This window comes from Streptomyces shaanxiensis (genome assembly GCF_039537145.1).
GTDB classification, from domain to species: domain Bacteria; phylum Actinomycetota; class Actinomycetes; order Streptomycetales; family Streptomycetaceae; genus Streptomyces; species Streptomyces shaanxiensis.
In genome coordinates this window covers 319,285-346,176 of the sequence record NZ_BAAAZY010000001.1, presented here as the reverse complement: position 1 = coordinate 346,176, position 26,892 = coordinate 319,285, and the positions used below count along the sequence as shown (strand labels likewise).

21 protein-coding genes are annotated in these 26,892 nt (G+C 68.7%); 14 read left to right on the top strand and 7 right to left on the bottom strand.

Translation table 11 applies throughout. The features are described from left to right. Positions 1–47: 47 nt before the first annotated feature. The 3 genes from glpK to ABD932_RS01545 form a co-directional block, all read right to left on the bottom strand. The gene (gene glpK, locus ABD932_RS01555) at positions 48–1,589 is read right to left on the bottom strand and encodes a glycerol kinase GlpK (RefSeq protein ID WP_345008226.1); all 1,542 of its coding nucleotides are present in this window, start codon (positions 1,587–1,589) and stop codon (positions 48–50) included. A gap of 97 nt (positions 1,590–1,686) precedes the next feature. Continuing rightward, positions 1,687–2,481: an MIP/aquaporin family protein gene (locus ABD932_RS01550; protein WP_345008225.1), complete on the bottom strand. Its 795-nt coding sequence runs from the start codon at positions 2,479–2,481 to the stop codon at positions 1,687–1,689. A 376-nt stretch (positions 2,482–2,857) separates the two neighbouring features. Beyond that, complete coding sequence (locus ABD932_RS01545; RefSeq protein WP_345008224.1) at positions 2,858–3,622, bottom strand: IclR family transcriptional regulator; 765 nt, start codon at positions 3,620–3,622, stop codon at positions 2,858–2,860. A 317-nt stretch (positions 3,623–3,939) separates the two neighbouring features. On the opposite strand from ABD932_RS01545, the gene metH reads away from it, so the two are divergent. The 4 genes from metH (at position 3,940) to ABD932_RS01525 (ending at position 12,050) form a co-directional block, all read left to right on the top strand. Beyond that, a complete protein-coding gene (metH, locus tag ABD932_RS01540; RefSeq protein ID WP_345008223.1) occupies positions 3,940–7,455 on the top strand; it encodes a methionine synthase in 3,516 nt (1,171 codons plus the stop codon). Positions 7,456–7,648: 193 nt separating this feature from the next. Next, positions 7,649–8,344, top strand: coding sequence for an HAD family hydrolase (locus ABD932_RS01535; RefSeq protein WP_345008222.1), 696 nt, complete (start codon positions 7,649–7,651; stop codon positions 8,342–8,344). 424 nt (positions 8,345–8,768) lie between these two features. Beyond that, positions 8,769–10,370 carry an ABC transporter substrate-binding protein gene (locus ABD932_RS01530; RefSeq protein ID WP_345008221.1) on the top strand — a complete coding sequence of 534 codons (1,602 nt, stop codon included), beginning with the start codon at positions 8,769–8,771 and terminating at the stop codon, positions 10,368–10,370. Positions 10,371–10,469: 99 nt separating this feature from the next. Further along, on the top strand, positions 10,470–12,050 hold the full coding sequence (locus ABD932_RS01525) for an ABC transporter substrate-binding protein (protein ID WP_345008220.1): 1,581 nt from the start codon (positions 10,470–10,472) through the stop codon (positions 12,048–12,050). Between the two features lie 102 nt (positions 12,051–12,152). Here the strand turns inward: ABD932_RS01525 and ABD932_RS01520 are convergent, their stop codons facing one another. Both ABD932_RS01520 and ABD932_RS01515 read right to left on the bottom strand, forming a co-directional pair. Beyond that, the gene (locus ABD932_RS01520; protein ID WP_030946450.1) at positions 12,153–12,824 is read right to left on the bottom strand and encodes a response regulator; all 672 of its coding nucleotides are present in this window, start codon (positions 12,822–12,824) and stop codon (positions 12,153–12,155) included. A 14-nt stretch (positions 12,825–12,838) separates the two neighbouring features. Next, a complete protein-coding gene (locus ABD932_RS01515) occupies positions 12,839–13,852 on the bottom strand; it encodes a RecB family exonuclease (protein WP_345008219.1) in 1,014 nt (337 codons plus the stop codon). Between the two features lie 176 nt (positions 13,853–14,028). Between ABD932_RS01515 and ABD932_RS01510 the strand changes: the two genes are divergently transcribed. The 3 genes from ABD932_RS01510 (at position 14,029) to ABD932_RS01500 (ending at position 17,604) form a co-directional block, all read left to right on the top strand. Then, positions 14,029–15,786 carry a site-2 protease family protein gene (locus tag ABD932_RS01510; protein WP_345008218.1) on the top strand — a complete coding sequence of 586 codons (1,758 nt, stop codon included), beginning with the start codon at positions 14,029–14,031 and terminating at the stop codon, positions 15,784–15,786. Positions 15,787–15,845: 59 nt separating this feature from the next. Then, on the top strand, positions 15,846–16,748 hold the full coding sequence (locus ABD932_RS01505; protein ID WP_093909072.1) for a tRNA (adenine-N1)-methyltransferase: 903 nt from the start codon (positions 15,846–15,848) through the stop codon (positions 16,746–16,748). Between the two features lie 277 nt (positions 16,749–17,025). Further along, positions 17,026–17,604 carry a hypothetical protein gene (locus ABD932_RS01500; protein WP_345008217.1) on the top strand — a complete coding sequence of 193 codons (579 nt, stop codon included), beginning with the start codon at positions 17,026–17,028 and terminating at the stop codon, positions 17,602–17,604. Between the two features lie 58 nt (positions 17,605–17,662). Here the strand turns inward: ABD932_RS01500 and ABD932_RS01495 are convergent, their stop codons facing one another. Beyond that, complete coding sequence (locus ABD932_RS01495; protein ID WP_345008216.1) at positions 17,663–17,968, bottom strand: ferredoxin; 306 nt, start codon at positions 17,966–17,968, stop codon at positions 17,663–17,665. 247 nt (positions 17,969–18,215) lie between these two features. Here ABD932_RS01495 and arc point away from each other — a divergent pair, with 247 nt between their 5' ends. The 6 genes from arc to prcA all read left to right on the top strand — a co-directional run bounded on the left by arc (position 18,216) and on the right by prcA (position 24,430). After that, a complete protein-coding gene (gene arc, locus ABD932_RS01490; RefSeq protein WP_345008215.1) occupies positions 18,216–19,982 on the top strand; it encodes a proteasome ATPase in 1,767 nt (588 codons plus the stop codon). A 245-nt stretch (positions 19,983–20,227) separates the two neighbouring features. After that, on the top strand, positions 20,228–21,739 hold the full coding sequence (gene dop, locus ABD932_RS01485) for a depupylase/deamidase Dop (protein ID WP_345008214.1): 1,512 nt from the start codon (positions 20,228–20,230) through the stop codon (positions 21,737–21,739). Between the two features lie 189 nt (positions 21,740–21,928). Next, positions 21,929–22,147, top strand: coding sequence for a ubiquitin-like protein Pup (locus ABD932_RS01480; protein ID WP_030955201.1), 219 nt, complete (start codon positions 21,929–21,931; stop codon positions 22,145–22,147). Positions 22,148–22,196: 49 nt separating this feature from the next. Beyond that, entirely contained in the window at positions 22,197–22,802 is a 606-nt protein-coding gene (locus ABD932_RS01475) for an endonuclease VII domain-containing protein (protein WP_345008213.1), read from the top strand. Then, the gene (gene prcB / locus ABD932_RS01470; protein WP_345008212.1) at positions 22,754–23,599 is read left to right on the top strand and encodes a proteasome subunit beta; all 846 of its coding nucleotides are present in this window, start codon (positions 22,754–22,756) and stop codon (positions 23,597–23,599) included. The genes ABD932_RS01475 and prcB overlap by 49 nt, the downstream gene beginning before the upstream one ends. 60 nt (positions 23,600–23,659) lie before the next feature. Beyond that, positions 23,660–24,430, top strand: a complete 771-nt coding sequence (gene prcA / locus ABD932_RS01465; protein ID WP_345008211.1) for a proteasome subunit alpha — start codon at positions 23,660–23,662, stop codon at positions 24,428–24,430. 81 nt (positions 24,431–24,511) lie between these two features. On the opposite strand, the gene ABD932_RS01460 is transcribed toward prcA, so the two are convergent. Further along, the gene (locus ABD932_RS01460) at positions 24,512–25,528 is read right to left on the bottom strand and encodes a LacI family DNA-binding transcriptional regulator (RefSeq protein WP_345008210.1); all 1,017 of its coding nucleotides are present in this window, start codon (positions 25,526–25,528) and stop codon (positions 24,512–24,514) included. Between the two features lie 98 nt (positions 25,529–25,626). Between ABD932_RS01460 and ABD932_RS01455 the strand changes: the two genes are divergently transcribed. Further along, positions 25,627–26,886, top strand: coding sequence for an MFS transporter (locus tag ABD932_RS01455; protein ID WP_345008209.1), 1,260 nt, complete (start codon positions 25,627–25,629; stop codon positions 26,884–26,886). The last annotated feature ends 6 nt before the right edge of the window (positions 26,887–26,892 follow it).

Genomic DNA, 26,892 nt, shown 5'->3' with positions numbered 1-26,892 from the left:
CGGGTTCTTACTCCTCATCAGAGTTCGAGAGCTGGCGAGAGTCGCTCTCAGCTCTCGTCGTCCTCGATCCAGCCCATGGTCCGCTCGACGGCCTTGAGCCAGTTCTTGTACTCACGGTCGCGGGTCTCCGCGTCCATGTGGGGGGTCCACTCGGCGGCCCGGCGCCAGTTGGAGCGCAGTTCGTCGGTACCGGACCAGAAGCCGACGGCGAGACCGGCGGCGTAGGCGGCGCCGAGGCAAGTGGTCTCGGCGACCATCGGGCGCACCACAGGTGCGTCCAGGACGTCCGAGAGGGTCTGCATCAGCAGGTTGTTGGAGGTCATGCCGCCGTCGACCTTCAGAGCCACCAACTCGTCGCCGGAGTCCTTGACCATGGCGTCGGCGATCTCCCGCGTCTGCCACGCGGTCGCCTCCAGGACGGCACGCGCGAGGTGCGCCTTGGTGACGTACCGGGTCAGGCCGGCGATCACACCGCGGGCGTCGGAGCGCCAGTGCGGGGCGAACAGGCCGGAGAAGGCCGGTACGAAGTAGGCGCCGCCGTTGTCCTCGACCGAGAGCGCGAGCGTCTCGATCTCGGCGGCGGTGGAGATCAGGCCCATCTGGTCGCGCATCCACTGCACCAGCGAGCCGGTGACGGCGATCGAGCCCTCCAGGGCGTACACCGTCGGCTGGTCGCCGATCTTGTAGCCGACCGTGGTCAGCAGGCCCGCGTACGAGTTGATGATCTTGTCACCGGTGTTCATCACCATGAAGGTGCCGGTGCCGTACGTCGACTTGACCTCGCCCTCGGAGAAACAGGTCTGGCCGAACAGGGCCGCCTGCTGGTCGCCGAGCGCTGAGGCGACCGGGATGCCGCCGAGCAGGTCGCCCAGCTTGCCGCCGGTCACCTCGCCGTAGACCTCGGCGGAGGAGCGGATCTCGGGCAGGATCTGCAGCGGCACGCCGATCGACTCGGCGATCTTGTCGTCCCACGCCATGGTGTGCAGGTTCATCAGCATGGTGCGGGACGCGTTGGTGACGTCGGTGACGTGCTTGCCGCCGTTGGCACCACCGGTCAGGTTCCAGATGACCCAGGTGTCCATGGTGCCGAAGAGGATGTCGCCCGCCTCGGCGCGCTCCTTGAGGCCCTCGACGTTGTCCAGCAGCCAGCGGGCCTTGGGACCGGCGAAGTAGGAGGCCAGGGGCAGACCGGTCTCGCGGCGGAAGCGGTCCTGCCCGACGTTGCGGCCGAGCTCCTTGCAGAGGGCGTCGGTGCGGGTGTCCTGCCAGACGATGGCGTTGTGGACGGGCTCACCGGTGTTCTTGTCCCACAGCACGGTGGTCTCGCGCTGGTTGGTGATGCCGATGGCCTTGATGTCGTCGCGGGTGATGCCGGCCTTGGCGATGGCTCCGGCGACGACCTCCTGGACGTTGGTCCAGATCTCGGTGGCGTTGTGCTCGACCCAGCCCGGCTTCGGGAAGATCTGCTCGTGCTCCTTCTGGTCGACGGAGACGATGCGTCCGTCGCGGTCGAAGACGATGCAGCGGGAAGAGGTCGTGCCCTGGTCGATGGCTGCGATGAAGGGGCCGGCGGTGTGCGCGTCGGTCACTGTGTGCTCCTGGAAGTTCCGTGGTTATGGGGCTTTACGTACGGCGCGTGCTGAGAGTTTCGGTGCTTCTCACTCGAACGGGTGAAGCTCGGTACTCCTAAGCAAATGCGACGTTGTAGATGCCTGCGGCGATCGCCGCGCCGATCAGCGGACCGACCACCGGGATCCAGGCGTAGCCCCAGTCGGAGCCGCCCTTGTTGGGCAGGGGCAGAAGGGCGTGCACGATACGCGGACCGAGGTCACGGGCCGGGTTGATCGCGTAGCCGGTCGGGCCGCCGAGGGACAGACCGATCGAGACGACGACGAGCGCGACGATCAGCGCACCGATCGGGCCGAGGCCGTCGCCGTTGTTGTTGAGGCCCTGCGTGAGGATGGCGAGGACCAGCACGACGGTGCCGATGATCTCCGTGAGCAGGTTCTGCACCACGTTCCGGATCTCAGGACCGGTGGAGAAGATGCCCAGGACCGGGCCGGCGCCCTTCTCCTGGGCCTCGACGGCCTTGGCCGCCGTGGCCTGCGCACCCGGACCGCCGACGATCTCCTTGTCGGTGAGGTGCGCGTGGAACTGGCCGTAGTAGGCGACCCAGACCAGTGCCGCACCGATCGCCGCGCCGAGGAACTGTCCGGCGAGGTACGTCGGAACGTTGCTCCAGTCGTTGTCCTTGATCGCGATGGCGACCGTCACGGCCGGGTTCAGGTGGGCGCCGGACAGCGGCGCCGAGGTGTAGACCGCCGTGAGCACTGCGAAGCCCCACCCGAAGGTGATGGCGAGCCAGCCGGCGTTGCGGGCCTTGGAGGCCTTCAGCGTGACGGCCGCGCAGACGCCGCCGCCGAGCAGGATGAGTATGGCGGTACCGATGGTCTCGCCGATGAAGATGTCGGAGCTGGACACCCGCGACTCCTTTGTCCTTCGTCCAGGGAAGCCGAACCCCGGGTCCCTCCGGTGGTTCGCGTGCCCTCGGGGGTGAGAGCGATGGCGGTCCTTGGCGTTGTCACACTCTAGCGCGTATTGCCGGTAGGTGTTCGACAATGCCGACCGATGGACGGGAGTCTTGCCCCGGCGTCAGGCGCCCGTCAAGAGCCCTGTTATCGAATGCTCGATCGTTATGGGTTGTGTTGATTTATCGACTCTGAGGGGTCGGATGCGTACTGCCGCGTAGGGAGCACGGTGTGTGTTCCTCCGGCGGTTTGTGCCGCTATGTCAGGACATCGCAAGGGCCGGAACGTCCTACGACGCCCCGGCTGTCATTGCTTGTCCGTACGGCTCCTCAGAAGCGCCCGGCGCCCAGATCGCGCGACACCGCGCGGGCGCAGTCCCGTACCGCCGCGATCAGCTCCTGACGCAGCTCGCCGTCCCGGCCCAGCCGCTCCACGGCGCCGGTGATCCCCACCGCGCCCACCGGCATACGGCGCCGGTCGTGGATGGGGGCGGCGACCGAGGCGACGCCCTCCCAGGTCTCCTCGACGTCGGCCGCGTAGCCACGCGCGCGTGTCATGTCGAGGATGTGCTCGAAGCCGTCCAGGTCGCACACCGTGCGGTCCGTGAAGGCCTTGCGGTCGGCCTCGAGCGCCTCGCTGTGCGCGACCGGGTCGTACGCCGACAGGACCTTGCCCAGGGCCGTGGAGTGCAGCGGCTGCATGGCTCCTATCTCCAGCACCTGCCGGCTGTCGTCGGGGCGGAAGACGTGGTGCACGATCAGCACGCCCTGCTGATGCAGCACGCCCAGATAGACGCTCTCCCCGCTGGAGCGGGCCAGGTCGTCCGTCCACACCAGGGCGCGCGCCCGCAGCTCGTGCACGTCCAGATAGGTGGTGCCCAGGCGCAGCAGCTCGGCGCCCAGCTGGTAGCGCCCGGAGGCGTCGTCCTGCTCGACGAAGCCCTCCTGCTGGAGGGTGCGCAGAATGCCGTGGGCGGTGCCCTTGGCGAGGCCCAGCGACGAGGCGATGTCCGACAGGCCGAGGCGCCGCTCGCCGCCCGCGAGGAGCCGCAGCATCGCGGCCGCCCGTTCGAGCGACTGGATGTTCCGTGCCATCGCCGTACTGCCTCCGTCCCCTTCGACCGTCGACCCGCGACGTCGCTGCCGCCGTTCGGCAATGTCGAACACTACCGGTCGATGCCGACCTCCCGCTAATGGTCGGGCGGCATCCGTCCGCTCGTGTTGCGTCACTCGTGTCCGGCGACTGTGTCACTCGTATCCGGCGACCGGCCCGCCGGTCATCCCCGTCCCGCCCCGTGGACGCCCTGACCATCCGGCCATGGTCCCGGCTACCCTGGCGGCGTGCGCCCACTGTGGAAGCTTTCACTTCAGGGCGCAAAGCCGACAGCCGTCGCACTCCAGGGAGCCCCTTCATGGCCTCGTTGCCACCGACCCCTTCCGCCGACAGCCGGACCCGTGTGTCCGCCCTCCGCGAGGCGCTCGCCACCCGAGTGGTGGTCGCCGACGGAGCGATGGGCACCATGTTGCAGGCCCAGGACCCCACCCTCGAGGACTTCGAGAACCTCGAAGGGTGCAACGAGATCCTGAACCTGACCCGACCGGACATCGTCCGCTCCGTCCACGACGCGTACTTCGCGGTGGGCGTCGACTGCGTCGAGACGAACACCTTCGGCTCCAACCACACGGCCGCGGCGGAGTACGACATCGCCGACCGTGTGCACGAGCTGTCCGAGGCGGGTGCCCGCATCGCCCGCGAGGTGGCCGACGAGTACGCCGCCCGTGACGGTCGCCCGCGCTGGGTCCTCGGCTCGGTCGGCCCCGGCACCAAACTGCCCACCCTCGGCCACGTCGGCTACGCCACCATCCGCGACGGCTACCAGGCCAACGCCGAGGGACTGCTCGCCGGCGGCTCCGACGCCCTGATCGTAGAGACCACCCAGGACCTCCTGCAGACCAAGGCCTCCGTCCTGGGCGCCCGGCGCGCCATGGAGGCGACCGGCACCGAGGTGCCGCTGCTGGTCTCCATGGCCTTCGAGACGACCGGCACGATGCTGCTCGGCTCCGAGATCGGCGCCGCCCTGACGGCCCTGGAGCCGCTCGGCATCGACATGATCGGCCTGAACTGCTCCACCGGCCCCGCCGAGATGAGCGAGCACCTGCGCTACCTCACCCGGCACTCCCGCATCCCGCTGCTGTGCATGCCGAACGCGGGCCTGCCCATCCTCACCAAGGACGGCGCCCACTTCCCGCTCGGCCCCGAGGGCCTGGCCGACGCCCAGGAGAACTTCGTCCTGGACTACGGCCTCTCCCTCATCGGCGGCTGCTGCGGCACCACCCCCGAGCACCTGCGCCAGGTCGTCGACCGCGTCCGCGACCTCACGCCCTCCGAGCGCGACCCCCGCCCCGAGCCCGGCGCAGCCTCCCTCTACCAGACGGTCCCGTTCCGCCAGGACACCGCGTACATGGCGATCGGCGAGCGGACGAACGCCAACGGCTCGAAGAAGTTCCGCGAGGCCATGCTGGAGGCCCGCTGGGACGACTGCGTGGAGATGGCCCGTGAGCAGATCCGCGAGGGCGCCCACATGCTCGACCTCTGCGTGGACTATGTCGGCCGCGACGGCGTCGCCGACATGGAGGAGCTCGCCGGCCGCTTCGCCACCGCCTCCACCCTGCCGATCGTGCTGGACTCCACCGAGGTCGACGTCATCCAGGCCGGCCTGGAGAAGCTCGGCGGCCGCGCGGTCATCAACTCCGTCAACTACGAGGACGGCGACGGCCCCGAGTCCCGGTTCGCGAAGGTCACCAAGCTCGCCCAGGAGCACGGCGCCGCACTGATCGCGCTGACCATCGACGAGGAGGGCCAGGCCCGCACGCCCGAGAAGAAGGTCGAGATCGCCGAGCGGCTGATCGAGGACCTGACGACGAACTGGGGCATCCACGAGTCGGACATCCTCATCGACACCCTGACCTTCACCATCTGCACGGGCCAGGAGGAGTCCCGCGGCGACGGCATCGCCACCATCGAGGCCATCCGCGAACTCAAGCGCCGCCGCCCGGACGTGCAGACCACCCTCGGCCTGTCGAACATCTCCTTCGGCCTCAACCCGGCCGCCCGCATCCTGCTCAACTCCGTCTTCCTCGACGAGTGCGTCAAGGCGGGCCTGGACTCGGCGATCGTGCACGCCTCGAAGATCCTGCCGATCGCCCGCTTCGACGAGGAGCAGGTCACCACCGCCCTCGACCTCATCTACGACCGCCGCGCCGAGGGCTACGACCCGCTGCAGAAGCTGATGGCCCTGTTCGAGGGCGCCACGGCGAAGTCCCTCAAGGCCGGCAAGGCCGAGGAACTCGCCGCCCTCCCGCTGGAGGAGCGCCTCAAGCGCCGCATCATCGACGGCGAGAAGAACGGCCTGGAGGCCGACCTCGACGACGCCCTGCAGACCCGCGCCGCCCTCGACATCGTCAACGAGACCCTGCTGGACGGCATGAAGGTCGTCGGCGAGCTGTTCGGCTCCGGCCAGATGCAGCTGCCGTTCGTCCTGCAGTCCGCCGAGGTGATGAAGTCCGCCGTCGCCTACCTCGAACCGCACATGGAGAAGTCCGACGCCGACGGCAAGGGCACCATCGTGCTGGCGACGGTGCGCGGCGACGTGCACGACATCGGCAAGAACCTGGTGGACATCATCCTGTCCAACAACGGCTACAACGTGGTCAACCTGGGCATCAAGCAGCCCGTCTCCGCGATCCTGGACGCCGCCGAGGAGCACCGGGCCGACGTCATCGGCATGTCCGGGCTGCTGGTCAAGTCCACGGTGATCATGAAGGAGAACCTGGAGGAGCTCAACCAGCGCGGCCTGGCGGCGAACTACCCCGTCATCCTCGGCGGCGCCGCCCTCACGCGCGCGTACGTCGAGCAGGACCTGCACGAGCTGTACGAGGGCGAAGTCCGCTACGCCCGGGACGCGTTCGAGGGCCTGCGCCTGATGGACGCCCTGATCGGCGTCAAGCGGGGCGTGCCCGGCGCGAAGCTGCCCGAGCTCAAGCAGCGCCGGGTGCGGGCGACTTCCGGCGTCGTGGTGGAGGAGCGCCCGGAGGAGGGCCACGTCCGCTCCGACGTCGCCACCGACAACCCGGTCCCCGAGCCGCCGTTCTGGGGCACCCGCGTCATCAAGGGCATCCAGCTCAAGGAGTACGCGTCCTGGCTCGACGAGGGCGCCCTCTTCAAGGGCCAGTGGGGCCTGAAGGAGGCCCGCACCGGCGACGGTCCGTCGTACCAGGAACTCGTCGAGACCGAGGGCCGCCCGCGGCTGCGCGGACTGCTCGACAAGCTCCAGACGGAGAACCTGCTGGAAGCGGCCGTGGTCTACGGCTACTTCCCGTGCGTCTCCAAGGACGACGACCTGATCCTCCTGGACGAGCACGGCAACGAACGCACCCGCTTCACCTTCCCGCGCCAGCGCCGCGGCCGCCGCCTGTGCCTCGCGGACTTCTTCCGCCCGCAGGAGTCCGGCGAGACGGACGTCGTGGGCCTCCAGGTGGTCACCGTGGGCTCGCGGATCGGCGAGGAGACGGCGCGGATGTTCGAGGCGAACGCCTACCGCGACTACCTCGAACTGCACGGCCTGTCCGTGCAGCTGGCCGAGGCGCTCGCCGAGTACTGGCACGCGCGCGTGCGCTCCGAGCTGGGCTTCGCCGGTGACGACCCGGCCGACATCGAGGACATGTTCGCGCTGAAGTACCGGGGTGCCCGCTTCTCGCTGGGCTACGGCGCCTGCCCGAACCTGGAGGACCGGTCCAAGATCGCCGACCTGCTCCAGCCGGAGCGCATCGGCGTCCAGCTGTCCGAGGAGTTCCAGCTGCACCCCGAGCAGTCCACGGACGCGATCGTCATCCACCACCCGGAGGCGAAGTACTTCAACGCGCGCTGACGAACCGCCCCGGGGCAGGGGCGCGCGCCGCATCGGCGCACGTCAGGGCGTCCCCCGTGGTATTCGAGATGTGCCCCGGGCCACGCCGATTAAACGAGGCGCTTCGGCCGGGACGGACGTACACTGGTCGGTCCACTGCAGGCCGGTTCCCCAGCGGGAACCGGCCTGATCGCCCCTTCAAGGAGGTACGTGGATGACCAGCACGGTCCCCGCGCCAGCAACCCGTACGGCCGATGGGTCGGCCCTTCAGGCCGTCCTCCTCGACATGGACGGCACCCTGGTGGACACCGAGGGCTTCTGGTGGGACGTCGAGGTCGAGATCTTCGCCGGCCTCGGCCACACCCTCGACGAGACCTGGCGCCATGTCGTGGTCGGCGGCCCCATGACCCGCAGCGCCGGGTTCCTGATCGAGGCCACCGGCGCCGACATCACCCTCGCCGAGCTCACAGTGCTCCTGAACCAGGGCTTCGAGGACCGCATCGACCGCACCCTGCCGCTGATGCCCGGCGCCGCCCGGCTGCTGGCCGAGCTGGCCGAGTACGAGATCCCCACCGCCCTGGTCTCCGCCTCGCACCGGCGCATCATCGACCGCGTCCTCACCTCGCTCGGCCCCCAGCACTTCGCGCTGACCGTCGCCGGCGACGAGGTGCCGCGCACCAAGCCGCACCCGGACCCGTACCTGTACGCCGCCGCCGGACTCGGCGCCGACCCGGCCCGCTGCGCGGTCGTCGAGGACACGGCGACCGGCGTCGCCGCGGCCGAGGCCGCCGGCTGCCATGTGGTGGCCGTGCCGTCCGTGGTACCGATCAGCCCGGCCGCCCGGCGCACCGTGGTGACGTCGCTGGAAGAGGTCGATCTGGCATTTCTGCGCGGCCTGATGGCGGCGTGACAACGGAAATGCACACGCTGTTCACGCAGCGTGAAACATCGATAGCGGGGGAATTCCGCAAGGGAATTCGAACCTGCTGGATGGCTGAATTCCGGCCCACCCCAAGACTGTTCAGTTTGTGACGTTCACCACTCCAAGAGGGCTCTTCGGGTGCCCCGCACCCCACCGCTCGCCCCCCACGGAGGGCTGCGAACGCGCCCTTGTGTCCCGATTGATGGACCGGTGCACGAATCCTTCCCCGGTGAGCTTTCCGTTGCGTCCACACCCCGTTCCACTCCGTGACGGACCCTTAACTCCGGTGGCTGCGAACCGCCCTGCTGGTGCGGACTAATCTCGTCGGCGAGAACATCGCACTCACCCCGTGATCCGCAGCGACACCCCTGCATGCCGGTTACACGGAGTCGACAGCTGGAGAAACCCGAGCATGAACCGCAAGACTTTGGTGCTGCCGGCCGTCATCGGCCTGCTCGCGCCGGTTCTCGCCGCCTGCGGCGGAACCGACAGCGGCGACAGCGGCGACGCGATCGTCGTCGGCACCACGGACGCGTTCACTGCCTCGAAGGACGCTCCCGCCCCGCTCGACCCGGCCTACGCCTACGACGTCGGCACCTGGAACATCCTGCGCCAGACCGTGCAGACCCTGATGGTCCAGCCGCGCGGCGAGGGCACCCCGGTGCCCGAGGCCGCCGAGAGCTGCGGCTTCACCGACAGCGGCAACGAACGCTACGCCTGCACCCTGCGCGAGGGCCTGACGTTCTCCAACGGCGACCCCGTCACCGCCGAGGACGTGAAGTACTCCATCGACCGGGCCCGCTCCCTCAAGGCCGACAGTGGTGTCTTCGCCCTGCTGTCCACCATCGACACCGTCGAGACCCAGGGCGACCGCGAGGTCATCTTCCACCTCAGGACCGCCGACTCCACCTTCCCGTTCAAGCTGTCCACCCCGGTCGCCGGCATCGTCGACCCGGACATCTACGCCAAGAACAAGCTGCGGGACGGCTTCGAGGTCGACGGCTCCGGCCCGTACACCCTGCAGGCCGAGGTCAAGAACGACGAGCTGGTCTCCGCCGTGTTCACCAAGAACCCCGACTACAAGGGGAGCCTGACGGTGAACAACGACAAGGTCGAACTGCGCAACTTCACCGACGCCGCCGCGATGGGCAGCGCCCTCAGCAAGGGCGACATCGACCTGATGACCCGCACCATGTCGCCGGAACAGATCCAGAAGCTGTCGGCCGACTCCGACGACACCGTCGACCTCGTCGACCTGTCCGGCCTGGAGATCCGCTACCTGGCCTTCAACACCGACGACCCCTCCGTACGCAGCAAGGCCGTCCGCCAGGCGATGGCCCAGGTCATCGACCGCGGCGAACTCGTCTCCAAGGTCTACGGCTCCCAGGCCGAACCGCTGTACTCGCTGGTCCCCGCCAGCATCACGGGCCACTCCAACGCGTTCTTCAACAAGTACGGCGACCCGAGCGTCGGCAAGGCCAAGTCCCTGCTGGAGAAGGCCGGCATCACCACGCCGGTGAAGCTGACGCTGCACTACACCACCGACCACTACGGCCCGGCCACGAAGAAGGAGTTCGAGCTGCTGCAGAAGCAGCTCAACGACAGCGGCCTGTTCGACGTCGCCATCGAGGGCACCCCCTGGGCGACGTTCCGCCCCGCCGAGCAGAAGGGCGCGTACGAGGTCTACGGCATGGGCTGGTTCCCGGACTTCCCGGACGCCGACAACTACCTCGCGCCGTTCCTCGACAAGGACAACTTCCTCGGCTCGCCGTACGCCAACAGCACCATCCGCAACACCCTCATCCCGGAGTCCCGCCGCGCCGCCGACCGGCTGTCCGCGGTCGGCAGCCTGACGGACATCCAGGACATCGTCGCGGGCGACGTGCCCGTGATCCCGCTGTGGCAGGGCAAGCAGTACGTCGCCGCGGGCGACGACGTCACGGGTACGGCGTACGCGCTCAACTCGTCCTCCACGCTTCAACTGTGGGAGCTCGGCCGTGGCGTGAGCGGCTGACGTCTCTCCGTGCCCGGCGCCTGGACCAGGGCGCCGGGTCAGGCCCGGGATCCGGGACGCGGCCCGGGCTTCACACAACCGACGACAAGGCACTCGTACGTGAACATGCGCAACCAGTGGCCAGTCCTGCCCGTCGTGGCAGGGCTGGCCTCCGGCCTGCTGACCGGCTGCGGAACCGAGACGGGCGACACCGGGGGGACCGGCACTTCAGTGGTCATGGGGATGTCGGACGACGTCCTGGCCACCGACCCCGCCTCCGGCTACGACCCCGGCTCCTGGCTGTTGTTCAACAACGTCTTCCAGTCGCTGCTCAGCTTCCCCAAGGGCGCCACCGAACCGCAGCCCGAGGCCGCCGAGCAGTGCACCTTCTCCGACACCAGGGCCACGGTCTACAAGTGCACCCTCAAGGACGGCCTGACGTTCAGCAACGGTGACGAACTGACCTCGGCGGACGTCAAGTTCTCCTTCGACCGCATGCTGAAGATCAACGATCCCGACGGCCCCGCGGTCATGTTCCCCACGCTCGACAAGGTGGAGACGCCGGACGACAAGACGGTCGTCTTCCGGCTCAACACCCCCGACGCCACCTTCCCGAGCAAGATAGCCTCCGGCGCCGGCTCCATCGTCGACGAGGACGAGTACGACGCAAAGGGCCTGCGCAAGGACGGCGCGGCCGTCGGCTCCGGCCCGTACAAGCTGGACAAGTTCGACGACGACGAGGCCGTCTTCTCCGTCAACGAGAACTACAAGGGCACCGCCGAGGTGCAGAACGACGGCGTGACCCTGAAGTTCTTCCACGGCGACCAGGACGCCCTGAAGAAGGCGCTGCTCGAGAACCAGGTCGACATCGCCTACCGAGGCCTCACCGCCGGTGACATCGCCGGCATCGAGAAGTCGGGCGACGACTCCGGTGTCGAGGTCCTCGAGGGCAGCAGCGCCGAGGTCCAGCACCTGGTCTTCAACATGGACGACCCGGTCGCCGGCAAGCTCGGCGTCCGCAAGGCCATGGCCTACCTCATCGACCGCGACGCCCTCATCAAGGACGTCTACCAGGGCACGGCGACCCCGCTGTACTCGATCATCCCGGCCGGTATCGGCGGCCACAACACGGCCTACTTCGACACCTACGGCGCCCGCCCCTCCAAGGCCAAGGCCGCCGCCGCGCTGCAGGACGAGGGCATCAGCGGCAAGGTGAAGCTGACCCTGTGGTCCACCCCGTCGCGCTACGGCCCCGCCACCGACGACGAGTTGAGGGCGATCGCCCAGCAGCTCAACGACAGCGGCCTGTTCGACGCCGACGTGCAGTCCGTCGCGTTCGACCAGTACGAGAAGGACATCGCCGACGGCAAGTACGGCGTGTACGTCAAGGGCTGGATCCCGGACTACCCGGACGCCGACAACTTCACGTCCCCCTTCTTCGGCAAGGGCAACGTGCTGAGCAACAACTACAGCAACAAGTCGATCACCGGCACGCTCATCCCGCGCACCGCCGCCGAGAGCGACCGCTCCGCCACGGACGACGAGTTCGGCCAGCTCCAGGACATCGTGGCCAAGGAACTCCCCGTCCTCCCGGTCTGGCAGGCCAAGCAGTACGCCGTCACGCACGAGAACGTCTACGGCCTGGAGTACTGCCTCGACGCCTCCACCGTGTTCCGCTTCTGGGAACTCAGCAAGGACTGACGGACGGCCCTACTCGCCGCACATGCACAAGGGCGCCCCTTCTCGGGAAGGGGCGCCCTTCGCGTCGTGACGCGGGCTGCCGGCCGTGACGCGGGCCGCTGCCTACTGCGCGCCGGGGCGCACCAGTCCGCTCTCGTACGCGTACACCGCGGCCTGCACCCGGTCCCGCAGCCCCAGCTTGGTGAGCACATGCCCGACGTGCGTCTTCACGGTGGTCTCGCTGACGAACAGATCCGCGGCGATCTCCGCGTTGGACAGGCCCCGCGCCACCAGCTTCAGCACCTCCACCTCACGCTCGGTGAGCGTGTGCAGGGTGTCCGGCACCGGCTCGTCGCCCGACGGCAGATGCGTGGCGTACTTGTCGAGCAGCCGGCGCGTGATGCTCGGCGCGAGCATCGCCTCACCGGCGGCCACCACACGGATCGCCTGCACCAGCTCGTTGGCCGGGGCGTCCTTCAGCAGGAAGCCACTGGCGCCCGCCTTCAGCGCTTCGACCACGTACTCGTCGAGATCGAAAGTCGTCAGCACCAGCACCTTCGCCGGGCCGTCCCGCCCGGGCCCGGTGATCTGCCGCGTCGCCTCGACCCCGTCCATCCGGGGCATGCGGATGTCCATCAGGACCACGTCGGGCTGCAGGGCCCGCACCTGGTCGAGGGCCTGGAGGCCGTCACCGGCTTCGCCCACGACCGCAATGTCCTGCTCGGCCTCCAGGATCATCCGGAAGCCGGTGCGCAGCAGCGGCTGGTCGTCGACCAGTAGGACGCGGATGGCCACGTAAGTCTCCTTCGCTAGTCCGGCCCCATTCTGCCCTGCGGGCCGCCACCCGACTCGGCCACCCTCACCGGCAACGGATAGGGCGGGGGAGTGCCGCCGAATTCCGGGCAGTGGGCCTGGTGGTCGCACCAGCCGCACAGCTTGGTCGGCCGGGGACGCCACTCGCCCGTCCGAGTCGCCAGCCGGATCGCCTCCCACAACGCGTGCAGCTTGCGCTCGACCCGCTCCAGATCCGCGAGGACGGGGTCGTACGTCAGCACGTCACCGCTGCCGAGGTAGACGAGCTGGAGCCGACGCGGGACGACGTTCTTCAGCCGCCACACCACGAGCGCGTAGAACTTCATCTGGAACAGCGCACCCTCGGCGTACTCGGGCCGGGGCGCCTTGCCCGTCTTGTAGTCGACGATCCGCACCTCGCCGGTCGGCGCCACATCGACACGGTCGATGATGCCGCGCAGCCGCAGCCCCGAGTCCAGCTCGGCCTCCACGAACAGCTCACGCTCGGCGGGCTCCAGCCGGGTCGGATCCTCGAGACCGAACCACCGCTCGACGAGCTGCTCCGCCTCCTTGAGCCACGTCGCCAGCCGCACGCCCTCGGGATCGTCCGCGAACAGCTCCACGACCTCCGGCCTGCTCTCCCGCAGCCGCTCCCACTGGCCGGGCACGAGGGACTTCGCACGCGGAGCCGTCCGCTCGGCCGCCGGCGCGTCGAAGAGCCGCTCCAGCACCGCGTGCACCAGCGTGCCCTTGGTCGCCGCCGCACTCGGCTTCTCGGGCAGCCGGTCGATCACCCGGAACCGGTAGAGCAGCGGGCACTGCATGAAATCACTGGCACGGGAGGGCGACAGCGAAGCCGGCGGTATGGCCGCCCTGGCGGCGCCGTCGGCCGCCGTGACCGCGCCCGCACCCGCCTCGACCGTCGTCACCGTACTGTCCGCCCCCGCCGGGTACCCGTCCGCCACCGGCCCGCTCACCGGCGCGACGTCACCGCCGCGGTCCCCCGCGGCACCCTCCGTGCTCGTCTCCATGCCCACAGACCTTACGGCCCGCCACTGACAGTGACCCAGCCGCCGCCGTTCACCGCTGCGACGGAGGGGAAAACAGAGGGGGTGCCGGGGAGAAACGCGCCACCACGGCCGCATACCATCGACCCGAGACCCTTCCGCCCGCCAGGCGCGGATGACGCTTCGAACGAGGGGACACCGTGGACGAGAGCGGCAGCGGGCAGCCGCGGTCCGGCGACGAGGAATCGGCCGAGCGCCACGCACCACCTGCGACCCCGGCCGCGGGCCCCACACGCCCCGGCACCCCTCGACGCGCCACAGGCACCGACAAGCCCTCGACACCGCCGACCGACGAACCGACCATGGTGGTGCGGAGGTTGGACCTCTCCCAGAAGGACACCACCGGGGACGCGCCGGACGGACACGGGGGAGAGGCGCACGCGCCGAAGGCGAAGGCAGCGAAGGGCGAGGAAGCCAAGGGGCAGCAGCCCCGGCAATCCGATGCCGACGGCCCGGAGCCCGGGGCCGCGGACTCACGGGACCGTGACGCCGACGGCAACAAAACCGGGCAGGAGAACGCCGCCCGGCATGACACCGACGCCCGTACGCCGGCCGACACCGCCCCCCACTCCGACGTCCGCACGACGCCGGGCACCTCGCCCACCCCCGACTCCGACCACGCCGTACCGACGACGAAGAGCGCCTCGCAGGACACCGCGACCGACCACCACCCGCCCACCCACACCGCCCCGGACCACCGCACCTTCGCCGACAGCGGAGCCAAGGGACAACCGCCCCGGGCGCCGGAGCCGCGCGGCGGGCTGCTCATGGGGCGCCCCTTCGGAGTGCCCGTCTACGTCGCCCCCAGCTGGTTCCTCGTCGCCGCCCTCATCACCTGGGTGTTCGGCGGACAGCTCGACCGCGTACTCCCCGAGCTGGGGGCCGCCCGCTACCTCGTCTCCCTCTTCTTCGCGGTCGCCTTCTACGCCTCCGTCCTCGTCCACGAGCTCGCCCACACCGTCGCGGCCCTCCGCTTCAAACTGCCCGTCCGCCGCATCCAGCTCCAGTTCTTCGGCGGCGTCTCCGAGATCGAGAAGGAGGCCGAGACACCGGGACGCGAGTTCGTCCTCGCCTTCGTCGGCCCGCTGCTCTCCCTCGTACTCGCCGGCGTCTTCTACGCCGCCATGCAGCCGGTCGAACCCGGCACCGTCCCCGGCGTCCTGCTGGCCGGCCTGATGGTCTCCAACCTCATCGTGGCCGCCTTCAACCTGCTCCCCGGCCTGCCCCTCGACGGCGGCCGCATGCTCCGCGCGATCATCTGGAAGATCACCGGCAAGCCGATGACCGGCACCATCGCCGCCGCCTGGGTCGGCCGCGCCCTCGCCGTCTCCGTCCTCATCGGACTCCCGTGGCTCACCCAGTCCGGCGCCCTCGGCTCCGACGCCGTCGACAACGTCGGCATGGACACCGTCATGGACGCCCTGCTCGCCGCCATCCTCGCCGCGATCATCTGGACCGGCGCCGGCAACAGCCTGCGCATGGCCCGCCTACGCCAACACCTCCCCGAACTGCGCGCCCGCGCCCTCACCCGCCGCGCCGTACCCGTCGAGACCGACACCCCCCTCTCCGAGGCCCTGCGCCGCGCCAACGCCGCAGGCGCCCGCGCCCTGGTCGTCGTCGACGCCGACGGCAACCCCCTCTCCCTCGTCCGCGAGGCCGCCATCGTCGGCGTACCGGAACACCGCCGCCCCTGGGTCGCCGTCAGCGGCCTCGCCCAGGAACTGACCGACGGCATGCGCGTCTCGGCCGAGCTCGCGGGAGAAGAACTCCTCGACGCCCTCCGCGCGACCCCGGCCACCGAATACCTCGTCGTCGAGGAGACCGGCGAGATCTACGGCGTCCTGTCCGCGGCCGACGTGGAGCGCGCCTTCGTGAAGGCCATGGCCCGCCCCAGCTGAACAACCCCAGCCACGCACGCGTGGTCGGCGGCCCCCCGAAACGCCGGTAGGCTGTTCACATGTCCGAACCGACCGGTGCCGCCCGCAGGCGCGGGCCCTTCAAGGTCGGGGACCAGGTTCAGCTGACCGACCCCAAGGGCCGCCACTACACGTTCACGCTCGAAGCCGGGAAGAACTTCCACACCCACAAGGGTTCCTTCCCGCACGACGAACTGATCGGCGCACCCGAGGGCAGCGTTGTCCGCACCACCGGGAACGTCGCCTACCTCGCGCTGCGCCCCCTGCTCCCCGACTACGTCCTGTCCATGCCCCGCGGTGCCGCCGTGGTCTACCCCAAGGACGCGGGGCAGATCCTCGCCTTCGCCGACATCTTCCCCGGCGCACGCGTCGTCGAGGCAGGCGTCGGCTCCGGCTCGCTCAGCAGCTTCCTGCTGCGCGCCATCGGCGACCAGGGCATGCTGCACTCCTACGAGCGCCGCGAGGACTTCGCCGACATCGCCCGGCAGAACGTGGAGCGCTACTTCGGCGGCCCGCACCCCGCCTGGCAGCTCACCGTCGGCGACCTCCAGGACAACCTGAGCGACACCGACGTCGACCGCGTCATCCTCGACATGCTCGCCCCCTGGGAGTGCCTGGAGGCCGTCTCCAAGGCGCTCGTCCCCGGCGGTATCGTCTGCTGCTACGTCGCGACCACCACCCAGCTCGCCCGGACCGTCGAGTCCATCCGCGAGATCGGCTGCTTCAACGAGCCGACCGCCTGGGAGACGATGATCCGCAACTGGCACATCGAGGGCCTCGCCGTCCGCCCCGACCACCGGATGATCGGCCACACCGGCTTCCTGCTCACCGCCCGCCGCCTCGCCGACGGAGTCGAGCCGCCCATGCGCCGCCGCCGCCCCGCCAAGGGCGCCTACGGCGAGGACTACGAAGGCCCGAACGCCGACGGAGGCTCCGGCCGCTGAGGCGGCCCCGTGCCGCAACCAACGTACAAGCGCTGTGGTCGAGTTCCCGGAACACCTCCGGAACTCGACCACAGCGCCTTTCCGTTGACGCGCGACCACGGAACGACCACTCGGACAGTCAAACGACAACTCCGACAGTCATACGACATCCCGCCGCACTCCCGAGCGCCCGTCATCCGGCACGGGAACTCCACACCCCCCGCCGTTCCACAGCACTGTGACGTGTGGCACGATGCTGGGCACCCCACCGGCACAGCCCTCACAGGAGACGCTCCTAGTGCAGCAATCCGCCGTCCCGGAACTGGCACACACCCACACCCGCCCGATCCACTGGCTAGCCACCGCCACAGCGGTGGCCGGAGTCGTGGCCCTCTCCTCGGTCCTCCAGCCCAACTCGGCGACAGCGGCCCAGACAGCCGGCCCGGAGGCGAGGAAAGTTCCCGCCGCCACCACACCCCTTGACCCCACCGGCGTCGACTACCCGCTCCAATGCGGGCCGGTGAAAGCGGTCGTGGTGAAAAAGGCGACAGGAGACCTGGACGGCGACGGCAACCCCGAGACCGTGGCCGTCGTGCACTGCGACTCCCCCATGGGCACACCGCCCGACGGCGTGTACGTCCTCACCCGGTCCGCCGAGACGGCCGCACCCCGCATCGTCGCGACCCTCGTCAACCCCAAGGACAGCATCACCGTCAGTGACATCGCAGTCCGTGACGGAGCCGTCGTCGGCGAACTCCTCGGCTACTCGACGGACGACGTACCGCGCTGCTGCCCGGACGTGAAGAACAGCGCGAAGTGGCAGTGGAAGAACGGCGCGTTCGTCCGCTCGACACCCGCCGGTGCCCACAGCGTCTGACCTATGCCACCGGCACGTGTGAGAAATCAGACAGTCGTAACCGCCCGTATCCGCAAGGTCACTCGGCGTCCGGACCGAACACCTCGACCCTGTCCGAAACCCGACGCACATGGATGCACTCGCCCGGACACTCCTTCGCCGAGTCCACCACATCCGTGAGAAGCGGCAGCGGTACGGGCGTTGTGGCCCCCTTGGCCTGCAGAAGCTCGTCCTCGCCGCTCTTCACATAGGCCAGACCGTCGATGTCCAGCTCGAACACCTCGGGCGCGTACTGGGCGCAGATGCCGTCACCAGTACAGAGATCCTGGTCGATCCAGACCTCCAGCGCCTCGCCCTCGACCCCGGCCGCCTGCTCCACGCTCATCTCTCCTGCCGTCTTTCCTGCCCCGAGCCGTACGGGAATCCGGCCAGCTCTGACGGGTGTTGAACGCTTTGACCCTACCTGGGCCTGGGTTCCAATCATGTGCGGTGGGTATTCCCCTGGCGTGAGGGAGAGCGCAAGGGTGAAGATCGGACACACCCCGACCGTCTTTGTGATCTAGGGGTTTCAATCGACACCCACCCAGGTAGGGTCTGGAAGCGTCCAGCTCCCCTTGGAGGAGGTGAGGACCGTGGCAGCCCACGACGACGACATGAACCGCGGCATCCGCCCGGGACGAGGGTCCGACGACCCGGCCGGGCAGATCGCCTACCTTGAGCAGGAGATCGCCGTCCTGCGACGCAAGCTCGCCGACTCTCCGCGACACACGAGGATTCTCGAAGAGCGGATCGTCGAGCTGCAGACGAACCTGGCCGGCGTATCCGCCCAGAACGAGCGACTCGCGAACACGCTCCGTGAGGCCCGAGACCAGATCGTGGCCCTCAAGGAAGAAGTCGACCGGCTCGCACAGCCACCGGCCGGCTTCGGTGTCTTCCTGCAAGCCAACGAGGACGGCACCGCCGACATCTTCACCGGAGGCCGCAAACTCCGCGTGAACGTCAGCCCCAGCGTCGAACTCGAAGACCTCCGGCGCGGCCAGGAACTGATGCTCAACGAAGCCCTCAACGTGGTCGAGGCCATGGAGTACGAGAGCGTCGGAGACATCGTCACCCTCAAAGAGATCCTCGAGGACGGCGAGCGCGCCCTCGTGGTCGGGCACACCGACGAGGAACGGGTGGTACGGCTCGCCGAGCCACTGCTGGACGTCACCATCCGTCCCGGCGACGCCCTCCTGCTAGAACCCCGCTCCGGCTACGTCTATGAAGTCGTACCGAAGAGCGAGGTCGAAGAACTCGTCCTCGAAGAGGTCCCGGACATCGGCTACGAGCAGATCGGCGGCCTGGGCAACCAGATCGAGATGATCCGCGACGCGGTCGAGCTCCCCTACCTCTACCCCGACCTGTTCAAGGAACACGAACTGCGCCCCCCCAAGGGCGTCCTCCTCTACGGACCCCCCGGATGCGGCAAGACACTCATCGCCAAGGCCGTCGCCAACTCGCTGGCCAAAAAGGTCGCCGAAGTCACCGGCCAAGCCCAGGGCAAGAGCTTCTTCCTCAATATCAAGGGCCCCGAACTCCTCAACAAGTACGTCGGTGAGACCGAGCGGCAGATCCGCCTCGTCTTCCAGCGCGCACGAGAAAAGGCCAGCGAGGGCACACCCGTCATCGTCTTCTTCGACGAAATGGAATCCCTCTTCCGCACCCGCGGATCCGGCGTCAGCTCGGACGTGGAAAACACCATCGTCCCCCAGCTCCTCGCCGAGATCGACGGCGTGGAAGGCCTGCAGAACGTGGTCGTCATCGGCGCCTCCAACCGCGAGGACATGATCGACCCCGCCATCCTGCGCCCCGGTCGACTCGATGTGAAAATCAAGATCGAGCGCCCGGACGCCGAAGCCGCCAAGGACATCTTCGGCAAGTACCTCACCGAACGCCTCCCGCTCCACTCCGAAGACCTCGGCGAACACAGCGGCAGCAGGACGAGCACGGTCCAGAGCATGATCCAGACCGCGGTCGAGCAGATGTACGCCGAATCCGAGGAAAACCGCTTCCTGGAAGTCACCTACGCCAACGGCGACAAGGAAGTCCTCTACTTCAAGGACTTCAACTCCGGCGCCATGATCGAAAACATCGTGGGCCGCGCCAAGAAAATGGCGATCAAGGACTTCCTCGAACACAACCAGAAGGGCCTGCGCGTCTCCCACCTCCTCCAGGCATGCGTGGACGAGTTCAAGGAGAACGAGGACCTGCCCAACACCACCAACCCCGACGACTGGGCCCGGATCTCCGGAAAGAAGGGCGAACGGATCGTCTACATCCGCACCCTCATCACCGGAAAGCAGGGCGCGGACACCGGACGCTCCATCGACACGGTGGCCAACACCGGTCAGTACCTGTAAAACACAGGGCGGCTGCGGGTGCCCTCACCGGGTACCCGCAGCCCACTGTTTTTCCGGCCACCACCGGAACACAAGGCGTGCAAGGCAATGACGCAAATGATCTCCCCACCAGCGCAAAGGCGTTCTAGGCTCTTCCGTACCGCAGAGTCGCGCAGTGCGGGGACGGGCACCGCACACGCAACCGAGCGCCAGCGGTATCTGCGCGGCGCCCACGACCGAGGGTGCCGCCGGGCAAGGAGGGCCGCATGACCGTACGGCGAGTAATGGGCATCGAGACGGAGTACGGGATCTCCGTCCCCGGCCACCCCAACGCCAATGCCATGCTCACCTCATCCCAGATCGTCAACGCCTACGCGGCGGCGATGCACCGGGCCCGCCGGGCCCGCTGGGACTTCGAGGAGGAGAACCCGCTGCGCGACGCGCGAGGCTTCGACCTCGCCCGCGAGGCCGCCGACTCCAGCCAGCTCACCGACGAGGACATCGGCCTCGCCAACGTCATCCTCACCAACGGAGCGCGACTCTACGTCGACCACGCGCACCCCGAATACAGCGCGCCCGAGGTCACCAACCCCCGCGACGCCGTCCTCTGGGACAAGGCCGGCGAACGCATCATGGCCGAAGCAGCGGAACGCGCGGCACAGCTGCCCGGCGCCCAGCCCATCCACCTCTACAAGAACAACACCGACAACAAAGGCGCCTCCTACGGCACCCACGAGAACTACCTGATGAAGCGGGAAACCCCCTTCTCGGACATCGTGCGCCACCTCACCCCCTTCTTCGTCTCCCGCCAGGTCTTCGCCGGAGCCGGCCGCGTCGGCATCGGCCAGGACGGCCACGAACACGGCTTCCAGCTCAGCCAGCGCGCGGACTACTTCGAGGTCGAGGTCGGACTCGAGACCACCCTCAAGCGCCCCATCATCAACACCCGCGACGAGCCCCACGCCGACGCCGAGAAATACCGCCGCCTCCACGTGATCATCGGCGACGCGAACCTCTCCGAGATCTCGACCTACCTGAAACTGGGCACGACAGCCCTGGTCCTCTCCATGATCGAGGACGGCTTCATCGCCGTCGACCTGGCCGTCGACCAGCCCGTACGCACCCTCCATCAGGTCTCGCACGACCCGTCCCTCAAGCGCCTCGTCACCCTGCGCAGCGGCCGCACACTCACCGCCGTCCAGCTCCAGATGGAGTACTACGAGCTCTCGCGCAAATACGTGGAGGAGCGCTTCGGCGCGGACGCGGACGAACAGACCAAGGACGTCCTCACCCGCTGGGAGGACACCCTCAACCGCCTCGAACGCGACCCCATGAGCCTCGCCGGCGAACTGGACTGGGTCGCCAAACGAGAGCTCATGGAGGGCTACCGCCGCCGCGACAACCTCGACTGGGACGCCGCCAGGCTCCACCTCGTCGACCTCCAGTACGCCGACGTACGCCCCGAGAAGGGCCTCTACAACCGTCTCGCGGCCCGCGGCCGCATGAAGCGCCTCATGGACGAGGAAACCGTCGAACGGGCCAAGGCGAAGCCACCGGAGGACACACGCGCGTACTTCCGCGGACGCTGCCTGGAGCAGTACGCAGACGACGTCGCCGCGGCCTCCTGGGACTCCGTGATCTTCGACCTGCCCGGCCGGGACTCCCTCCAGCGCGTTCCAACCCTCGAACCGCTTCGCGGAACGCGAAATCACGTCAAGGAGCTCCTGGACCGCTGCCGCACGGCGGAAGACCTGGTCAGGGTCCTGTCAGGCGGCTGACCGGACACCCGGACGGCACCGGCCGAACAGGGTGGAAAACCCGGCCGCCGGGAATCATCGAGGTGGCCCCCGTACGTTGGAGAAACTGCGGGGCCGATGTCAGACCCGGCTTGTAGGGTCTGATCATCACCGATCGGCAGGAAAGCCGACCTGTCGACCATGTCGGGCGAAATGAGCGGGGTGAGGGATATGGCAACCAAGGACACCGGCGGCGGACAGCAGAAGGCCACGCGCTCTACTGAGGAGGTCGAGGAGCAGGCGGCCGAGACGCAGGCTTCTGAGGACCTCAAGGAGCGGCAGGAGAAGCTGAGCGACGACGTCGACTCGGTTCTCGACGAAATCGATGACGTACTCGAGGAAAATGCCGAGGATTTCGTGCGAAGCTTCGTGCAAAAGGGTGGCGAGTAAAGGCGATTCGGTCACTTTGCCTTCGAACTGAAGGTTGCGGGGGATTCGGGTGGCTGACGAGCCGAACGCCAAGAAGTGCACGGGCTGCAAACGGGACCTGCCTTTCGCCGCCTTCGCGCGGGACAGGAATCGGAGTGATGGCCTCCAGGTGCGATGCCGGGAGTGTGTGGCGGAGTACAGCGCCGCGCACTACCGGCGTCGCCGGGAGGCCATGGGGAAGTCGGTGCGGGAGAAGGTGGAGGTTCCGGCCGGGCACAAGCTCTGCCGGACATGCGGAGAAGTGAAGCCGCACAGCGAGTGGCATCGCAACGCCACCGCGTCTGACGGCTTGGCGACTCGCTGCAAGGCGTGCCGTGCAGTGCAAGGGCGGCAGGACCACTTGAAGCGGCAGTACGGCATCACCGAAGCCGAGCGCGACGAGTTGGTGGTCTCTCAAGGGGGCGTCTGCTGCATATGTTTGGCGGCTCTGCCCGAGCATGTGGATCACTGCCACGAGACGGGTAGGGTCCGTGGCGTACTGTGCTTCAGCTGCAACGCTGCACTGGGGCAGTTCAAGGATCGGCCCGACGTGATAAGGCGGGCTGCTGCATACGTGGAAGGAATCGCGTGGAAGCCAACACTCGTAGCACCGGGCGTCTACCAGCTGCCTTCCTGACGCCTGGGTCGTCCTCCTTCATGGACTTTCTCTCCGAGCACCAGCCGGAGCTGCTGCCCGGCAAGCGCCAACTGCCGCCCACTCAGGGTGTGATCGAGGCGCCGCACGGCACCACGATCGTGGCCGTGACGTTCCCCGGTGGTGTCGTCCTCGCCGGTGACCGGCGCGCCACCATGGGCAACGTCATCGCCCAGCGCGACATCGAGAAGGTGTTCCCGGCCGACGAGTACTCGGCCGTGGGTATCGCCGGTACCGCCGGTCTCGCCGTCGAGATGGTCAAGCTTTTCCAGTTGGAGCTGGAGCACTTCGAGAAGGTCGAGGGTGCGCAGCTGTCGTTGGAGGGCAAGGCGAACCGGCTGTCGACCATGATCCGGTCCAACCTGGGGATGGCGATGCAGGGGCTGGCCGTGGTGCCGCTCTTCGCGGGGTATGACGTGGATCGGGAGCGGGGGCGGATCTTCTCGTACGACGTGACGGGCGGCCGTTCCGAGGAGACCGGGTTTGCGGCCACGGGCTCCGGTTCGATCTTCGCGCGCGGCGCCATGAAGAAGTTGTTCCGTGCCGACCTGAGCGAGGCCGAGGCGACGACGCTGGTGGTGCAGGCTCTGTACGACGCGGCTGACGACGACTCGGCGACCGGTGGTCCCGATGTCGCCCGCCGGATCTACCCGATCGTCACCGTGATCACCGAGGACGGCTTCCGCCGGCTCGACGATGACGAGTCCTCCGAGATCGCCCGCGCCATCCTGGAGCGGCGTCTGGAGCAGCCCGACGGCCCGCGGGCCGCGCTGCTGTAGGCGGCGGCTCGGTCTTATCAAGGTGATCCTGTGACTTCGACAGAAAGGGACGGATAACCGGTGTCGACGCCGTTCTATGTCTCACCCCAGCAGGCGATGGCCGACCGGGCGGAGTACGCCCGTAAGGGCATCGCCCGTGGTCGCAGCCTGGTCGTGCTGCAGTATGCCGACGGCATTGTCTTCGTCGGTGAGAACCCGTCCCGCGCGCTGCACAAGTTCAGCGAGATCTATGACCGGATCGGCTTCGCGGCGGCCGGTAAGTACAACGAGTACGAGAATCTGCGGATCGGCGGTGTGCGGTATGCCGATCTTCGTGGTTACACCTATGACCGTGATGATGTGACCGCGCGTGGTCTGGCCAACGTCTACGCCCAGACGCTGGGCACGATCTTCTCCTCGGCGGCTGAGAAGCCGTATGAGGTGGAGTTGGTCGTTGCCGAGGTGGGTGAGACGCCGGAGGGTGACCAGATCTATCGGTTGCCGCACGACGGGTCGATCGTGGATGAGCACGGTTCGGTCGCGGTCGGTGGTAACGCGGAGCTGATCAGTAACTATCTGGATCAGCGCCATCAGGACGGTATGAGCCTCGCTGAGGCGCTCAAGCTGGCCGTGCAGGCTCTGTCGCGTGAGTCGAACGGTACGCAGCGGGAGATTCCCGCGGAGCGTCTGGAGGTCGCGGTGCTGGACCGTACGCGTCCGCAGTCGCGGAAGTTCAAGCGGATTGTCGGTCGGCAGCTCGGTCGGCTGTTGGAGGCCGGTGGTGCGGCCACGGAGGCCGAGAGCGCTGACAGTGAGGACGGTTCGGAGGATTCCGGCGGTTCCGAGGAGTAGTCCGAGCGGTTCACCTCGTTCGCCCCCTTCTGTGCCCTGGCCGCTCGCTCGGCCGGGGCACAGGTGCGTTCGGGGTGGGGGTCAGGGCGCGCTGGGCGGCGCTGTGGAGCCTCGTACGACGAGTTCGACCGGGATGTCGCCGCCTTCGGGTTCGCGGCCTTCCAGGACGGCCAGGAGGGCTTGCATGCCGCGTTCGCCGAAGAGCTCGGCGTCGAGTCGGACGGTGGTGAGTTCGGGGTCGATGGCGGTGGCGAGGGCGAGGTCGTCGAGGCCGGTGACGGAGATGTCGTCGGGGATGCGCAGGCCGAGGCGGCGTGCGGCCTTGTAGGCGCCGGCGGCGAGTTTGTCGTCGTCGCTGACGATGGCGGTGGGGCGGGGGCCCGGGGCGGCGAGTGCGGTGGTGGTGGCGGCGAGGGCGTCGTCGATGGAGATGGGGGCGCGGACGGTGAGCAGTGAGGTGCCGGGTACCTCGGCGACGCGTGTGGCCAGTTCGCGTGCGCGTACGTCGAAGGTCCAGGACGGCACGTCGGCGGCGAGGTGCAGGATGCGGCGGTGGCCGAGGCCCAGTAGGTGGGCGGCGACCTGGCGGACGCCGTCGGCGATGTCGAGGTTCACGGTTGCGGCGCCGAGGCTGCCGTCGGGGTCGCTGTCGAGCATGACCAGGGGGAGTTGGTCGCCGTGGATGGCGGTGAGGGCGTCGGCGGCCATGGAGGAGGCGATGACGCCGTCCAGGGCGGCTTGGGCGGAGGCGAAGGGGTCGCGGGCGGGGCCGATGCCTTCGGGGGAGGGGTAGAGGACGACGCCGAAGCCGTGTTGGGCGGCGACGCGGGCGGCGCCGGTGTAGACGCCTGCGAAGAATTCGGTGGTGAGGGCGGGGACCACCAGGAGTACGGTGCGGGTGTGGCCGAGGCGGAGGTTGCGGGCCGCGAGGTTGGGCCGGTAGCCGAGTTCGCGGGCTGCCTGGCGTACGCGTTCCGCTGTGGTCTCGGAGACGCGGCCGCGCCATTTGTCGCCGAGGACGAGGGATACCGCGGCCTGGGAGACGCCTGCGGCTTGGGCTACGTCCCGGCTGGTGGGGCGGGTGCTGCCGTGTGCCACCGTCCGTCTGCTCCTTCGTCTGGACTCGTGAACAGCGCACATGGTACGTATGACGGAGGACGTTATACGTAAAACCTGAGTGGAGGGCGGCGCGGCTGATGACCGGCGCATACGTGGAGATCCTCAGGGCGAGGCATGCGGCGCGGCTGCTCGTGGGCACGCTCGTGGGCCGGTTGCCGAACGCTGTCGCCGCGCTCGCCATCATGCTGTTCGTGCGCGCGGAGGGCGGTTCGTACAGCCTGGCCGGGGGTCTGGCGGCCGTGTACGGGGTCGCCAACGCCGTGGGGCAGCCGTTGCTGGGGCGGCTGGTGGACCTGTTCGGGCAGCCGCGGGTGCAGCTGCCGGCCGCGGTGGCCTCGGCCCTCGCGATGGCGGTGTTCGCCTTCGTGGGCATCGGCCCGCTGCCGCTGGCCTATGCGGCCGTTGCGGCCTCCGGGCTGTTCGCGCCGCCGCTGGAGGGCGGTCTGCGGGCGCTGTGGTCGTCGGTCCTGCACAAGGAGGGCCAGGTGCACGCGGCGTATGCCATGGACGCGGTGGCGCAGGAAGTCATGTTCACCGTCGGACCGTTGTTGCTGACGCTGTGCACGTCGTTGTGGTCGGCGCAGGTGGCGCTGCTGGTCCTGAACGTCGTCGGGGTGCTGGGGGCGCTGTGGGTGGTGGTGTCGCCGCCCTCGCGCGCGTGGCGTTCGGCTCCGCGTGAGGCGCATTGGCTGGGGGCGCTGCGTTCGGCGGGGCTGGTGGCGTTGCTCGCCGCCTTCCTGTTCGTCGGGATGGCGATGGGGTCGATCGCGGTGGCGGCCGTGTCGTACGCGGACGACCATGGCGGTGACGCGGTGTACGGCTGGCTGATGGCGGGTCTGGGGCTGGGTGCGCTGGTGGGTGGCACGGTGTACGGGGCGCGGCAGTGGGGTGGGGATCCGGCGCGGCGACTGCGGGTGCTGGTGGCGCTTCTGGCGGTGTGTTATCTGCCGCTGATGCTGATGCCGGGAGTGGTCGCCATGACGCTGCTGGCCGTGCTGGCGGGTGTGTTTCTGGCGCCGTGCATCGCCTGCGCTTTCGTGTTGGTCGACCGGCACGCGCCGCGTGGGACGGTCACCGAGGCGTTCTCCTGGCTTGTGACGACGTTCACCGTGGGGGCGTCGGTCGGAACGGGTCTGGCGGGGCCGGTCGTCGAGGCGGGCGGGGCCCTGTGGGGGTTCGCCGTGCCGGGTGCCGCGGGGGCGGTGTCGTTGCTGGTCCTGCTGGGCACGGGGCGGGTCCTCGCAGCTCCCGCCAGGGGTGCGGTGGTTGCGGCTTCATCGGAAAATGATCCAAACCGTGCTGTCGAACCCCGTTTCAGCTCAGGGGATCGGGCGTAATGTTCA